Annotated in this window: 13 protein-coding genes; all 13 read left to right on the forward strand. The window is 67.2% G+C overall.

Annotated elements, in window-relative coordinates; all coding sequences use genetic code 11:
- Position 1: 1 nt before the first annotated feature.
- The 13 genes from LQZ85_RS07245 (at position 2) to LQZ85_RS07305 (ending at position 14,190) form a co-directional block, all read left to right on the forward strand.
- On the forward strand, positions 2–967 hold the full coding sequence (locus tag LQZ85_RS07245; RefSeq protein ID WP_056278936.1) for a MoxR family ATPase: 966 nt from the start codon (positions 2–4) through the stop codon (positions 965–967).
- A complete protein-coding gene (locus LQZ85_RS07250) occupies positions 964–2,223 on the forward strand; it encodes a DUF58 domain-containing protein (RefSeq protein ID WP_230100728.1) in 1,260 nt (419 codons plus the stop codon). The genes LQZ85_RS07245 and LQZ85_RS07250 overlap by 4 nt, the downstream gene beginning before the upstream one ends.
- On the forward strand, positions 2,220–2,750 hold the full coding sequence (locus LQZ85_RS07255) for a hypothetical protein (protein WP_230100729.1): 531 nt from the start codon (positions 2,220–2,222) through the stop codon (positions 2,748–2,750). The genes LQZ85_RS07250 and LQZ85_RS07255 overlap by 4 nt, the downstream gene beginning before the upstream one ends.
- A gap of 58 nt (positions 2,751–2,808) precedes the next feature.
- Positions 2,809–5,697 carry an excinuclease ABC subunit UvrA gene (uvrA, locus tag LQZ85_RS07260; RefSeq protein WP_053096663.1) on the forward strand — a complete coding sequence of 963 codons (2,889 nt, stop codon included), beginning with the start codon at positions 2,809–2,811 and terminating at the stop codon, positions 5,695–5,697.
- A complete protein-coding gene (uvrC, locus tag LQZ85_RS07265; protein WP_056278933.1) occupies positions 5,697–7,610 on the forward strand; it encodes an excinuclease ABC subunit UvrC in 1,914 nt (637 codons plus the stop codon). Before uvrA ends, uvrC begins: the two co-directional genes overlap by 1 nt.
- Positions 7,611–7,641: 31 nt before the next feature.
- Positions 7,642–8,514 (forward strand): RNase adapter RapZ, encoded by an 873-nt coding sequence (gene rapZ / locus LQZ85_RS07270; protein ID WP_053096659.1) that lies wholly within the window; start codon positions 7,642–7,644, stop codon positions 8,512–8,514.
- A 68-nt stretch (positions 8,515–8,582) separates the two neighbouring features.
- Positions 8,583–9,560, forward strand: a complete 978-nt coding sequence (whiA, locus tag LQZ85_RS07275) for a DNA-binding protein WhiA (protein WP_056278932.1) — start codon at positions 8,583–8,585, stop codon at positions 9,558–9,560.
- Between the two features lie 187 nt (positions 9,561–9,747).
- Positions 9,748–10,374, forward strand: a complete 627-nt coding sequence (locus LQZ85_RS07280; protein ID WP_042540783.1) for a superoxide dismutase — start codon at positions 9,748–9,750, stop codon at positions 10,372–10,374.
- A 115-nt stretch (positions 10,375–10,489) separates the two neighbouring features.
- Positions 10,490–11,500 (forward strand): type I glyceraldehyde-3-phosphate dehydrogenase, encoded by a 1,011-nt coding sequence (gene gap, locus LQZ85_RS07285; protein WP_053096657.1) that lies wholly within the window; start codon positions 10,490–10,492, stop codon positions 11,498–11,500.
- A 10-nt stretch (positions 11,501–11,510) separates the two neighbouring features.
- Positions 11,511–12,725 carry a phosphoglycerate kinase gene (locus LQZ85_RS07290; RefSeq protein ID WP_187249801.1) on the forward strand — a complete coding sequence of 405 codons (1,215 nt, stop codon included), beginning with the start codon at positions 11,511–11,513 and terminating at the stop codon, positions 12,723–12,725.
- Positions 12,716–13,507: a triose-phosphate isomerase gene (tpiA, locus tag LQZ85_RS07295; RefSeq protein ID WP_053096653.1), complete on the forward strand. Its 792-nt coding sequence runs from the start codon at positions 12,716–12,718 to the stop codon at positions 13,505–13,507. Before LQZ85_RS07290 ends, tpiA begins: the two co-directional genes overlap by 10 nt.
- A gap of 81 nt (positions 13,508–13,588) precedes the next feature.
- Positions 13,589–13,837: a preprotein translocase subunit SecG gene (gene secG / locus LQZ85_RS07300; RefSeq protein ID WP_053096652.1), complete on the forward strand. Its 249-nt coding sequence runs from the start codon at positions 13,589–13,591 to the stop codon at positions 13,835–13,837.
- Entirely contained in the window at positions 13,837–14,190 is a 354-nt protein-coding gene (locus tag LQZ85_RS07305) for an RNA polymerase-binding protein RbpA (RefSeq protein WP_042540778.1), read from the forward strand. The genes secG and LQZ85_RS07305 overlap by 1 nt, the downstream gene beginning before the upstream one ends.
- Positions 14,191–14,210: the final 20 nt, after the last annotated feature.

A 14,210-nucleotide genomic window follows, 5' to 3' on the forward strand; every position in this document is an offset into this window, starting at 1 on the left:
CATGACGAGCCCCGCAGAGATCGCCGCCACCGGAGCCCGGATCCTGGCTGCCGTGCGAACAGTCGTCGTGGGCATGGACGACCCGGTCGAGATCGCTCTGGCCTCGATCCTCGCCGGCGGTCACGTGCTGTTCGAGGATGTGCCGGGCCTGGGGAAGACGCTCGCCGCGCGCAGCCTCGCCTCGGCGCTGGGGCTGTCGTTCCGGCGCTTGCAGTGCACTCCGGACATGCTCCCCGGCGATGTCACGGGGTCGTACGTCTACGCTCCGGACTCGGGGGACTTCGTCTTCCGGCCGGGGCCGATCTTCACCGGACTGCTGCTCGCCGACGAGATCAACAGGACCACGCCGAAGACGCAGTCGGCGATGCTCGAGGCGATGGCGGAGCGTCAGGTGACCGTCGAGGGCAACAGCTTCGCGCTGCCCGCGCCGTTCCATGTGATCGCGACGTCGAATCCGATCGAGTACGAGGGCACGTACGCGCTGCCCGAGGCACAGCTCGACAGGTTCATGGTGCGGCTGTCCGTCGGCTATCCGGCGGCGGAGAGCGAGGCCCGCATCCTGGAGAACCGCGTGAGCAGGCGCCAGGAGGCTGCTCACATCGCTCCGGTCATCGACGCCGCTCAGCTCATCTCCCTGCAGGAGGCCGTCGAGGCCATCCACGTCGACCCGGACATCTCGCGCTACTGCGTCGAGATCGCACGCGCCACCCGGACCGCGGCCAACGTCGAGGTCGGTGCGTCGCCGCGCGGTTCTCTGGGGCTGCTGCTGCTGGGACGAGCGCTCGCGGCTCTGGATGGCCGCGACTTCGTCCGTCCGGACGACATCAAGCGGATCGCCGTGCCCGTGCTGGCGCATCGTCTCACGCTCACACCTCAGGCGTGGGCCCAGGGCGCGTCGGCATCCGATGTGGTGCGCTCGGTCGTCGGACAGGTGGCTGTTCCGCCGACCGTCGGAGTGCTCGGATGACGGACGGACCCGACGCGGGGCGTCGCGGTCCTGTGTTGTCCGTGGCGATCGGAGGCGCTGCCCTGCTCGCCGCGGTCGGCCTTCTCGCGGGAAGACCCGACGTGGTGGCGATGGGGCTTCCTCTGGCCATCTGGAGCGGTCTCGCGATCGCGCGGGGCACATCCGGCGCGGTGGCGAAGATCGCGATCGACCCGGTGCCCGGGCGCGATGGCGAGCTGCTCACATCGATCGCGGTGGACAGCGATGCGGATGCCGTCGAGGTGGTGGTCGTGCAGTCGGAGCGTCGCAGCAGACGCGTGATCGTGCCCGGCGGTGGCTTCACATTCACTGCGCGGAGCAAGGTCCTGCACTCCGGTCCGACGATCCCGGTCCAGGCGGCAGCGAGGGGGTTCTCCTTCGAGGGAGCGGCGCTCTCGTCGACGTCGGACCTCGCCGCCATCAGGCGTCAGGTGGCCCCGCCCCGCCGATCACTCGACGCGCTCCCGCTGCCGCGACGACTGACGGGGTCGCACGGCGCGCACGAGGGGCGTCGGGCGGGTCAGGGCGGCGACTTCCGGGACATCCACCCCTTCGCGCCCGGCGACGAACTCCGCCGCGTGGACTGGCGGGCGACGGCGCGGATGTCCCGTCGGCCAGGCGATCTGATGGTCCGTCGGACCAATACGCTCAGCGACTCGTCGGTCGTGGTCGCCATGGACACGTCTGAGGATCTGGGTGAGGTCGTCGCCTCGTGGGGGAGCGGCGACCGCGAACGCAGCGGCGTGACCTCCCTCGACCTCGCGAGGGAGGCTGCGCGAGCCATCGCCGACTCGGCCATAGGCGAGGGCGACCGCGTCGCACTTCACGTGCTCGTGCACGGCGGCCGGTCGTTGAGGAGCGGCGGCGGCTCGAGGCACCTGGCACGGGTCGTGGCGGCCATCGCCGCGACGGGCCAGGCGAGAGACGACGCGACTTTCCGTCGCACTCCTCCCGTGCCGCACGGCTCGGTGGTCTTCGTGCTGTCGACCTTCTTCGAGGGCGCCGCCGCTCGGACCGCGCTGATGTGGAGGGCCAGCGGCCACAGAGTCGTCGCCGTCGATGTCCTCCCTCCGCTCGACCGTGCTCGGCTCACCCGTGCGCAGCTGATCGGCTTGCGCACCGTGCTCGCAGAGAGGGGGAACGTGTTCGCGGATCTCCACGGCGCCGGAGTCGACGTGGTCTCGTGGGCCTCGGACCCGTCCTCGGCGATGCGTGCGATCGCGAGGGCCGGGCGATGAGAGCGAACGACACGCTACGGACGGGTCCTTCCGTCCCGGGACTCGTCGTGAGGGGCGCGCTCGTCGTCGCCGTCGCCGCGGGTGCTGCGATGCTGTGCCCGTTGCTCGGATGGCAGGTGGCGGCAGTCGTCCTGGCGATCATCGCCGCCGCTCTTCCGCAGACCTTCGCGGCCTGGGGGTCGATCGGATGCCTCGTGATCGGGATGCTGATCTCGGAGCCCGACGTCGGGCGCGCGATGATCGCTGTGCTCGCGGTGCAGGTGATCCATGTCCTCATGTCGCTCTCCCTCGTGATCCCGGCCGGCTCCCGCGTGATCGTGACCGTCCTCCGTCCGAGCCTGGTGAGGCTGATCGTCGTGCAGGCGATCGCCCAGCCGATCACCGTGGCCGTCATGGTGGTCATGCGCATCGACACCCCCGCGTCGCTGCCGACAGTGCCCTGGGCCGCTGTCGCCGGGGCCGGAGCCGTGGTCGCACTCGTCGCGACCCTGCTCACGCGGGCGAACCGCGGTACTCGAGAGCACTGATCGCTTCCCTGTGAGCCCTCACGGAGCCAATGTCGGTGGCCACTCGTAGACTTGATCAGTGCCTATCGTCCCGGTTGCAACCCCAGGAAAACTCAGTGTCCGCGGTGCCCGCGTACACAATCTCAAGAACGTCGACATCGACATCCCACGCGACTCCCTCGTCGTGTTCACCGGCCTGTCCGGATCGGGAAAGTCCAGTCTGGCCTTCGACACGATCTTCGCTGAAGGACAGCGTCGCTACGTCGAGTCGCTGAGCGCCTACGCGCGTCAGTTCCTCGGTCAGGTCGACCGACCGGACGTCGACTTCATCGAGGGCCTCAGCCCTGCGGTGTCGATCGACCAGAAGTCGACCAACCGCAACCCGCGGTCCACGGTCGGAACCATCACCGAGATCTACGACTACATGCGTCTGCTGTGGGCGCGGATCGGGATTCCGCACTGCCCCGAGTGCGGTGCGCGCATCCAACGTCAGACCGTCCAGCAGATCGCCGACCAGCTCATGGAGCTGCCCGAGCGCACCCGCTACCAGATCGTCGCGCCCATCGTCTCGCAGAAGAAGGGCGAGTTCGTCGACCTGTTCCGCGAGCTGGGGGCCAAGGGCTACTCGCGCGCGATCGTCGACGGCGACCTCATCCAGCTCGCCGAGCCGCCCACGCTCAAGAAGAGCTACAAGCATGACATCGCCGTCGTCGTCGACCGCCTCGTCGCGGCAGACGACATCCTCGGTCGAGTCACGGACTCGGTCGAGACGGCGCTCGGGCTCGCCGGCGGCGTGGTGCAGATCAACTACGTCGACGCAGAGGGCGACGACGCGTGGCAGTCCTTCTCCGAGAAGCTCGCCTGCCCGAACGGCCACGCGCTCACCCTCACCGAGATCGAACCACGCACGTTCTCGTTCAACGCGCCCTTCGGTGCCTGTCCGGCCTGCTCGGGTCTCGGCACCCGCATGTCCGTCGACATCGACCTGATGCTCGGCGACGAGGAGCTCTCCATCCGCGAGGGCGCGATCATCCCGTGGACCACTCAGGGCAAGGGACTCTTCCAGTACTACGAGCGGCTGCTCGAGGGATTGGCCGACGACCTCAACTTCTCTCTCGACACCCCGTGGCAGGATCTGCGCGTCGACGTTCAGGACGCGATCCTGCGCGGCGACAACTACAAGGTCACCGTCAAGTTCAAGAACCGCTATGGGCGCGAGATGCGCTATGCATCGGGGTTCGAAGGCGTCGTGCCGTACATCGAGCGGCAGTACGCCCAGGCCGAGTCCGACACGCAGCGCTCGCGCTGGGGCGAGTACCTCCGCGAGGTCCCCTGCCCGGTGTGCGACGGCAACCGACTCAAGCCCGAGGTGCTCGCGGTGCAGGTGCACGGGCATTCGATCGCCGAGGTGTCGCACCTGAGCCTTGCCGACGCGCGGTCGTTCATGGAGACCCTCACCCTCACCGATCGTGAGGCGAAGATCGCGGCTCAGGTGCTGCGTGAGATCCGCCTGCGACTCGACTTCCTCCTGCAGGTCGGGCTCTCCTACCTCAACCTCAGCCGGTCCGCCGGGTCGCTCTCCGGTGGAGAAGCGCAGCGCATCCGGCTGGCGACGCAGATCGGCTCCGGGCTCACCGGCGTCCTCTACGTCCTCGACGAGCCGTCGATCGGTCTGCACCAGCGTGACAACCGTCGTCTGATCGACACCCTTCTGAAACTTCGCGACCTCGGGAACACGCTCATCGTCGTCGAGCACGACGAAGAGACGATCGAAGCCGCTGACTGGGTCGTCGACATCGGACCGGGTGCCGGCGTGAACGGTGGAGAGGTCGTGCATTCCGGTCCGTATTCGGCTCTGTTGAACGAGCCGAACTCGATGACGGGCGAATACCTCTCGGGTGCGCGCGAGATCCCCACTCCGGCGAAGCGTCGCAAGCTCGACAAGAAGCGCATGCTGAGCGTGGTCGGCGCCCGCGAGAACAACCTCAAGAACGTCAGCGTGAACTTCCCGCTGGGCGTTCTCACGGCGGTGACCGGCGTGTCGGGTTCGGGCAAGTCGTCGCTCGTCAACGACATCCTGTACCAGGTGCTGGCCTCGCGGCTCAACGGCGCCCGCACGGTTCCCGGAAAGCACACGCGTGTGTCAGGGCTCGACAACCTCGACAAGGTCGTGCACGTCGATCAGGCACCGATCGGCCGCACGCCGCGGTCCAACCCGGCCACCTACACCGGCGTGTTCGACCGCATCCGCTCGCTGTTCAGCGAGACCCCCGAGGCGAAGGTCCGTGGCTATCAGCCAGGGCGATTCAGCTTCAACGTCAAGGGCGGCCGCTGCGAGGCGTGCTCGGGCGACGGCACGATCAAGATCGAGATGAACTTCCTGCCCGACGTGTACGTCGACTGCGAGGTCTGCCACGGCAAGCGCTACAACCGCGACACGCTGTCGGTGCACTACAAGGGCAAGAACATCGCCGAGGTCCTCGAGATGCCGATCGCGGAAGCGGCCGAGTTCTTCGAGCCCATTCAGGCGATCCACCGCTACATGAAGACCCTCGTCGACGTCGGGCTCGGGTATGTGCGCCTCGGTCAGTCGGCGACGACTCTCTCCGGCGGCGAGGCTCAGCGCGTCAAGTTGGCCACCGAGCTCCAGCGGCGCAGCAACGGTCGCAGCATCTACGTCCTCGACGAGCCGACCACCGGTCTGCACTTCGAGGACGTGCGCAAGCTCCTCGAGGTACTGAACGGACTCGTCGACAAGGGCAACACGGTGATCGTCATCGAGCACAACCTCGATGTGATCAAGTCCGCGGACTGGGTGATCGACCTCGGGCCCGAGGGCGGCTCGGGCGGCGGCGAGATCCTGGCGACCGGCACTCCCGAGCAGATCGCGCGAGTCGAGGACAGCCACACGGGTCAGTTCCTCGCCGAGATCCTGGGTGAGGGGCGCTCTGCGCGGAAGGCCAGCTGATGGCCGACGTCCTGCCGTACAAGCCGCGGGCTGGTGAGATCCCCACGAACCCCGGCGTGTACCGCTTCCGCGATGCTGATGGACGCGTGCTGTACGTCGGCAAGGCCAAGAACCTGCGCCAGCGACTGTCGAACTACTTCGCTCCGCTGCGCACGCTCCACGAACGCACGCGGCGGATGGTCACCACGGCGTCGTCCGTCGAGTGGACCGTCGTCTCGACGGACGTGGACTCGCTTCAGCTGGAGTACATGTGGATCAAGGAGTTCGATCCGCCCTTCAACGTCCGCTACAAGGACGACAAGTCCTACCCGTTCATGGCCGTGACCCTGGGTGATGAGGCGCCGCGCGTGATCGTGACCAGGAACCGCAAGATTCCCGGTGCCCGCTATTTCGGTCCTTATCCCAAGGTCTGGGCGGTGCACGAGACGATCGACCTGATGGTCAAGGCATTCCCGATCCGCACCTGCAGCGACTCCAGCTACAAACGCGCGATGCAGACCGGCCGGCCGTGCTTTCCCGGGCAGATCGGCAAGTGCGGCGGGCCGTGCTCGATGACGGTGACGATCGAGGAGCACCGTGCCATGGTCGACGACTTCGTCGCCTTCATGGCGGGCGGCGATGAGCGCTTCACCCGAGAGCTGACCAAACGGATGCTGGCGGCGTCGGCCGCGATGGATTACGAGGCCGCCGCCAGATACCGTGACAAGCTCACCGCGATCGAGGCCGTGCTCGGCAAGAGCGCGCTCGTGCTCGCGACCGACGAGGATGCCGACCTCTTCGGCATCGCGGAAGACGAGCTGGCTGCCGCCGTGCAGCACTTCGTGATCCGCGGCGGGCGCGTCCGCGGTGTTCGCGCGATGACGATCGAGAAGGAGATCGACATCTCGACAGCCGATCTCGTCGACCAGGTGCTGCAGCGCGCGTACGGCGATGCGCAGGATGTGCCCCGGCGGATCATCGTGCCGACCCTTCCCGACGACGCGGCCGAGCTCGAGGTCTGGCTGCGCGAGCGGCGAGGCAAGAAGGTCGAGATCGCCATCGCCCAACGGGGGCAACGCGCTGATCTCATGCGCACGGCGACCCTCAACGCGCAGCAGGCCCTGATCAGGTACAAGACCCGTCGTACGAGCGACTACGTCGCACGAACCCAGGCTCTGACCGATCTGCAGGAGGCGTTGGGGATGTCGGAGGCGCCGCTTCGCATCGAGTGCTTCGACATCTCGCACCTCGGTGGCACGAACGTCGTCGCCTCGATGGTGGTCTTCGAAGACGGACTTCCCCGCAAAGACCAGTACCGGTCGTTCAACATCGCCGAGACCACCGACGATACGGACTCGATGTACCAGGTGCTGCGTCGTCGACTCGCCTACCTCGATCGTCCGGAAGAGATCGATGAGCCCGCATCTGCAGCGGTCCCCGTGGAGGCGGGAGACGAGTCCGATGACGTCGTCGTGGAGGTCAAGCGCAAACCGCGCTTCGCCTATCCGCCGCAGCTGCTGCTGGTCGACGGCGGACAGCCCCAGGTCGAAGCGGCGGCACGGGCACTGCGAGACGCCGGGCACACCGAGATCGCCGTGTGCGGCATCGCCAAACGGCTCGAGGAGATCTGGCTCCCGGGGGAGGACTTCCCGGTGATCCTGCCGCGCACCAGCGAGTCGCTCTACCTGCTGCAGCGGCTGAGAGACGAGGCCCACCGGTTCGCGATCACGCACCAGCGCAAACGACGCAAGAATGACATCACATCGATCCTGGCCGAGGTGCCAGGCCTCGGCTCCTCGAGGATCAAGGTCCTCCTGAAGCACTTCGGCTCCGTCACCGCGCTGCGCTCCGCACCTCTGGAGGCGATCCAGGAGGTGCAGGGGATCGGTCCTGTCCTCGCACAGAACATCCATACGCATCTCTCCACTCGCTAGGCTGGAGCCAGCGGGGGGAGAAGGAGTAACCATGACTGACGGGGACAAAGGCGAGTTCCTCATCGTCACGGGCATGTCGGGCGCAGGGCGCACGACGGTAGCCAACGCACTCGAGGACCTCGGCTGGTACGTGGTCGACAACCTGCCGCCGCAGATCCTCCGACCGCTGCTCGACCTCACGGACATGGGCGGTGACGCTCTGCCGAAGGTCGCAGCGGTGGTCGACGTTCGCGGGCGCAACCTCTTCGACGACTTCCCGGGCGTCGCGAGGGCGCTGAGATCGCGTGGTTCCGTCCGCGTGCTGTTCCTGGACGCGTCGGACGATGTGCTCGTGCGTCGGTTCGAGGCGGTTCGCCGACCCCACCCGCTGCAGGGGGACGGCACTCTGCTCGACGGCATCCGCGTCGAGCGCCAGCGACTGGCGCCGATCCGCGAATCGGCCGATCTCGTGGTCGACACCTCCGCACTCAACATCCATCAGCTCGCCACCCAGGTCTCCGACCTCTTCTCGGAAGCGGGCGCAGCGAGGCATCGTGTGACGCTCATGAGCTTCGGTTTCAAGTACGGTCTCCCGACCGACGTCGACCTGGTCGCGGATATGCGCTTCCTCCCGAACCCGTTCTGGAACGAAGAGCTGCGGGGCCTGACCGGTCAGGACGAGTCCGTCAGGGACTACGTGCTGTCACGCGAGGGCGCCGCCGAGTTCCTCGATTCGTATTCGGCGGCACTCACTCCGGTGCTCGAGGGGTATCAGCGCGAGAACAAGAGCCATTCGACCGTCGCGATCGGCTGCACCGGCGGAAAGCACCGCTCCGTGGCCATGGCGGAGGAGCTGGCCCGTCGGCTCGCCTCCGTGCCGGGAGTGGCCGTCAACGTGCGTCACCGGGACCTCGGCAGGGAATAGCAAGAGCCTCCGTCAGAGTAGGCTGGAGGTTTGCGCCGCGATCCGGCGCGTGAGCGTAGAGGAGTGTCGTGGCACTAACGACCGACGTCAAGGCTGAGCTGGTCAGCATCCGTAATGCACCCCCGACGGTGCGTGTCGCGGAGGTCACCTCGATCCTCCGGTTCGCCGGCGGACTGCACTCCATCGCCGGGCGGGTCGCCGTCGAGGCGGAGGTGGATGCCGAGATCCTCGCGCAGCGTGTCGCGCGAGACCTCGCCGAGATCTACGGGGTCCGACCGGAGATCGCACAGGTGCAGTCGAGCACGGTGAATGACGGCGCGCGATGGGCTGTCCGGGTCATCGCCTCGGGGGAGACCCTCGCACGCCAGACCGGTCTGCTCGACCAGCGTCGGCGTCCGGTCCGCGGACTCCCCAACCGTCTCACCACTGGCTCTCGCGCTGAAGTGGCCGGTCTCTGGCGGGGTGCGTTCCTCGCCGCGGGAACGCTGAGCGAACCCGGCCGATCGGCCATGCTCGAGGTCGCCTGCCCGTCATCCGAGGCCGCCATGGCACTCGTGGGCGCGGCGCATCGCCTGGGTGTCGCCGCCAAGGCGCGCGAGGTGCGAGGCATGCCGCGCGTCGTCGTGCGTGAGGGCGAGGCGATCCGCACCATCCTCAGCGAGATGGGTGCTCAGAAGACCGCGGTCGCCTGGGAGGAGATGCGCCAGCGTCGCGAGGTGCGTGCGGGCGTCAACCGTCTCGTCAACTTCGACGATGCCAACCTCCGTCGCTCCGCGCAGGCCGCCGTCGCCGCCTGCGCGCGCGTCGAGCGGGCCCTGGAGATCCTCGCCGACGAGGTGCCCGACCACCTCAAGGTCGCGGGTGAGCTGCGTCTCGCGCACCGCGACGCGAGCCTCGACGAGCTGGGTCACCACGCCGATCCGCCCATGACCAAGGACGCCGTCGCCGGCCGCATCCGCCGTCTTCTGGCGATGGCGGACAAGCGTGCCCAGCAGGAGGGCATCCCGGGAACGGAAGCAGCCGTGCCCGCGGGTCTCGACGTCTGACCACAGCGAACGACATCAGCGAGGCGATCCCTGTCAAGGGGTCGCCTCGCTTCGTCATATGGGGGAAGGATCAGGGTCGGCGACGCGTTGTCGTCACTAGGATGAGTTACGTCCGCTCTACGTCGCACATCGGCGGCGCAGAGGATCGGCAAGCGCCGCGGCGCGGCGCGGATTGGATGAAAGCGACATGGCGACCTACACGCTCCCCGACCTTCCCTACGACTTCGCAGCCCTCGAGCCGCACATCAGCGGCAAGATCATGGAGCTGCACCATGACAAGCACCACGCGACCTACGTCGCCGGCGCCAACACCGCCCTCGAGCAGCTCGCCGAGGCGCGCGACAGCGGCAACCTGGCGAACGTGAACAAGCTCGAGAAGGACCTCGCGTTCAACCTCGGCGGTCACGTCAACCACTCCATCTTCTGGACCAACCTCTCGCCGACCGGCGGCGGACAGCCCGAGGGCGAGCTCAAGGCAGCCATCGACGAGTTCTTCGGTTCCTTCGAGAAGTTCCAGGCGCACTTCACCGCGAACGCCCTCGGAATCCAGGGCTCCGGATGGTCCGTCCTCAGCTGGGACTCGATCGGCCAGCGCCTGATCATCCAGCAGCTGTTCGACCAGCAGTCGAACACGGCACAGGGCACCGTGCCGCTGTTCCAGCTCGACATGTGGGAGCACGCCTTCTACCTCGACTACCTCAACGTCAAGGCCGACTACGTGAAGGCCGCGTGGAACATCGCCAACTGGGAGAACGTCGCCCAGCGCTTCGAGGTCGCCCGCGAGAAGACGAACGGCCTGCTGGTACTGTCGTAATCGGGTCGCGTCCCGACGGGCCAAGTCTCGTCGGGACGCCATCTCAGCCAAAAACCCCCGCGCACCGCGCACGCACGATTGCTGCGCACAGCGCACGAGAAACAGGGAGACCTGAGTGTCTGTCAAGATCGGTATCAACGGCTTCGGCCGTATCGGACGCAACTACTTCCGCGCGGCTCTCGCGCAGGGAGCGGACATCGAGATCGTCGCTGTCAACGACCTCACCGACAACAAGACCCTTGCCCACCTTCTGAAGTACGACTCCGTGGGCGGCGTCCTCGATGCTGACATCAGCTACGACGACGAGAGCATCACGGTCAACGGCAAGGCCATCAAGGCGTTCGCCGAGCGCGACCCCGCCGGCCTCCCGTGGGGCGAGCTGGGCGTCGACATCGTCATCGAGTCGACCGGCTTCTTCACCAAGGCCGAGCTGGCCAAGAAGCACATCGAGGCAGGGGCCAAGAAGGTCCTCATCTCGGCTCCCGGCACCGGCGTCGACGGCACGTTCGTCATGGGCGTGAACGAGGACACGTACAACCCGGAGACGGATCACATCATCTCCAACGCCTCCTGCACGACCAACTGCCTCGCCCCGCTGGCCCAGGTCTTCAACGACGCCTTCGGCATCGACCGTGGCTTCATGATGACGGCTCACGCCTACACGGCAGACCAGAACCTGCAGGACGGTCCGCACAGCGACCTGCGTCGCGCACGCGCCGCAGCGATCAACATCACCCCGGCGTCGACCGGTGCCGCGAAGGCGATCGGCGAGGTTCTGCCCGAGCTCCAGGGCAAGCTGAGCGGCTCGTCGTACCGCGTTCCGGTTCCCACCGGCTCGATCGTCGACCTCACGCTGATCACCGACCGCGAGAACCTCACGGTCGAAGAGGTCAACGAGGCGTACAAGAAGGCTGCTGCCGACGGACGCCTCGCCGGTTTCCTGCAGTACAACGAAGACCAGATCGTGTCGAGCGACATCGTGCACAACCCGCACTCGTCGATCTTCGACGCCACGCTGACCAACGTCAGCGGCAACCTGGTCAAGGTCTCCAGCTGGTACGACAACGAGTGGGGTTACTCCAACCGTCTCGTCGACCTGACCGAGTACGTGGCAGAGCGTCTCTGAGACATCTCCCATGACTCTGCGCACCCTGGATTCACTGGGTTCGCTCGAGGGCAAGCGCGTCATCGTCCGTTGTGATCTCAACGTCCCCCTGCGGGATGGGATCATCACGGACGATGGCCGTGTCCGCGCCTCGTTGCCTACCCTCAACGCACTGATCAACGCGGGCGCCCGCGTCATCGTGTGCTCGCACCTCGGCCGCCCCGACGGTGCGCCCGACCCGCAGTACAGTCTCGCGCCGGTCGCCCAGCGGCTGTCCGAGCTGCTCGGCAAGCCGGTGGCGTTCGCTCGCGACACCGTCGGCGAGTCGGCGCAGGAGGCCGTGGCCTCGCTCGAGGACGGCGGCATCGTCGTCATCGAGAACCTGCGGTTCAACCCGGGGGAGACCTCGAAGGACGACGCCGAGCGCGGCGCCTTCGCGGCTCAGCTGGCAGAGCTCGGAGACGTCCTCGTCTCCGACGGCTTCGGTGTCGTGCACCGCAAGCAGGCGAGCGTCTACGACCTCGCCGAGCTGCTGCCGTCGGCCGCCGGTCTACTCATCGCAGCCGAGCTGGACGTGCTAGACCGTCTCACCGAGAACCCCGAGCGCCCGTACGCGGTCGTCCTCGGCGGGTCGAAGGTCAGCGACAAGCTCGGAGTCATCTCGCACCTGCTGCCGCGCGTGGATCGCATCCTCGTGGGCGGCGGCATGCTGTTCACCTTCCTGAAGGCGCAGGGCCACGCGGTGGCGTCCAGCCTCCTCGAAGAGGACCAGCTCGAGACGGTCCGCGGCTACATCGCCGAGGCCGAGAAGCGCGGTGTGGAGCTGGTGCTCCCGACCGATGTCGTCGTCGCATCCTCGTTCTCCGCTGATGCGGAGCACGAGGTCACCGCCGCCGACGCCATCGAGAGCACCGCGTTCGGCTCCTCCGGCATCGGCCTGGACATCGGCCCGGAGACGGCTGCGCGGTTCGCGGAGGTCATCCGTGGGTCGAAGACGGTGTTCTGGAACGGCCCGATGGGCGTGTTCGAGTTCCCGGCCTTCGCCGGCGGCACCAAGGCCGTTGCGCAGGCGCTCACCGAGGTCGACGGCCTCAGCGTCGTAGGCGGCGGAGACTCGGCCGCGGCCGTGCGTCAGCTCGGCTTCACCGACGACCAGTTCGGTCACATCTCGACCGGCGGCGGCGCAAGCCTCGAGTTCCTCGAGGGCAAGAAACTACCCGGCCTGGAGGTGCTCGGATGGGTGTGAACACCCGTACCCCGCTGATCGCGGGAAACTGGAAGATGAATCTCGACCACCTGCAGGCGGTCGCCTTCGTGCAGAAGCTGCACTGGACGCTCAAGGACGCCAAGCACGAGGACGGCTCGGTCGAGGTTGCGGTCTTCCCGCCCTTCACCGACATCCGCAGCGTGCAGACGCTCATCGACGCCGACAAGATCCCGTTCGCCCTCGGCGCGCAGGACCTCTCGGCTCACGACTCCGGCGCCTACACCGGCGAGATCTCGGGAGCCTTCCTGGCGAAGCTCGATGCGAAGTACGTGATCATCGGTCACTCGGAGCGCCGTGAATACCACGCGGAGTCCGATGACGTCGTCGCGGCCAAGACGAAGGCCGCGCTGAAGCACGGTCTGTCGCCCGTCATCTGCGTCGGGGAGACGGCTGAGGACCTCGAGAAGTTCGGGGCCAGCGCAGTGCCCGCGGGGCAGCTCGAGGCCGCTCTCCAGGGTCTGTCGAAGGATGCGGACATCGTCGTGGCGTACGAGCCGGTCTGGGCCATCGGCTCCGGGCAGGCAGCGACGCCGCAGCAGGCGCAGGATGTCTGCGCTGCGCTGCGCACGGTGATCGCCAAGGTTCTCGGTGACGACGCTGCGGCGCGCACCCGGATCCTGTACGGCGGATCGGTCAAGGCGGCCAACATCGCCAGCTTCATGCGCGAGCCTGATGTCGATGGCGCACTCGTCGGAGGCGCGAGCCTCGTGGTCGACGAGTTCGCGGCGATCATCCGCTTCGAGAAGCACGTCGGCGTGTGAGTGTGGCGGGGCTCCGGCCCCGCCGCACCGTATACTTGACCGTTACCGGGGCAATCCTGCCCCAGCGAAAGGCTCTTCCTCGTGGAAATTCTCGAGTTCGTCCTGCAGGTGGTGCTGGGCATAACCAGCGTCCTGCTGACTCTCCTCATCCTCCTCCACAAGGGTCGCGGTGGCGGCCTCTCCGACATGTTCGGTGGAGGCATGACGTCAGCTGTCGGCTCGTCGGGTCTCGCTGAGCGCAATCTCAATCGCTTCACGGTCATCCTCGCTCTGGCGTGGTTCGTGTCGATCGTGGCGCTCGGTCTCATCACGAAGTTCGAGGTGATCTGATGGCTACCGGCGGCAACGCGATCCGAGGGACCCGAGTGGGTTCCGGCCCCATGGGCGAGCAGGACCACGGCTACCACGCCGACCGCATCGCGGTCTCGTACTGGGACGGTCTCGGCAACGAGACGGTCCGCTACTTCGCCGCGGGGCTCCCTGAAGAGGAGATCCCCGAGACGATCGACCACCCGCAGTCCGGTCTTCCGGCGGGTCGCGACAAGGCCAACCCGCCTGCCCTCGCGAAGCCGGAGCCCTACAAGACGCATCTCGCGTATGTGAAGGAGCGTCGCACCGACGCAGAAGCCGTCCAGCTTCTCGAAGATGCGCTCACCCAGCTGCGTGAGCGTCGGGGTCAGTGACCTCGATCTGATCTCCTGAC

It is taken from the genome of Microbacterium sp. Bi98 (assembly GCF_918698045.1).
Lineage (GTDB): Bacteria > Actinomycetota > Actinomycetes > Actinomycetales > Microbacteriaceae > Microbacterium.

Bases quoted from the DNA above. Each gene is read 5' to 3' on its own strand.
- LQZ85_RS07305 (WP_042540778.1), top strand. From the start codon at position 13,837: ATGGCTACCGGCGGCAACGCGATCCGAGGGACCCGAGTGGGTTCCGGC.
- rapZ (WP_053096659.1), top strand. From the start codon at position 7,642: ATGACTGACGGGGACAAAGGCGAGTTCCTCATCGTCACGGGCATGTCG.
- LQZ85_RS07245 (WP_056278936.1), top strand. From the start codon at position 2: ATGACGAGCCCCGCAGAGATCGCCGCCACCGGAGCCCGGATCCTGGCT.
- uvrC (WP_056278933.1), top strand. From the start codon at position 5,697: ATGGCCGACGTCCTGCCGTACAAGCCGCGGGCTGGTGAGATCCCCACG.
- LQZ85_RS07255 (WP_230100729.1), top strand. From the start codon at position 2,220: ATGAGAGCGAACGACACGCTACGGACGGGTCCTTCCGTCCCGGGACTC.
- LQZ85_RS07250 (WP_230100728.1), top strand. From the start codon at position 964: ATGACGGACGGACCCGACGCGGGGCGTCGCGGTCCTGTGTTGTCCGTG.
- LQZ85_RS07280 (WP_042540783.1), top strand. From the start codon at position 9,748: ATGGCGACCTACACGCTCCCCGACCTTCCCTACGACTTCGCAGCCCTC.
- LQZ85_RS07290 (WP_187249801.1), top strand. From the start codon at position 11,511: ATGACTCTGCGCACCCTGGATTCACTGGGTTCGCTCGAGGGCAAGCGC.
- tpiA (WP_053096653.1), top strand. From the start codon at position 12,716: ATGGGTGTGAACACCCGTACCCCGCTGATCGCGGGAAACTGGAAGATG.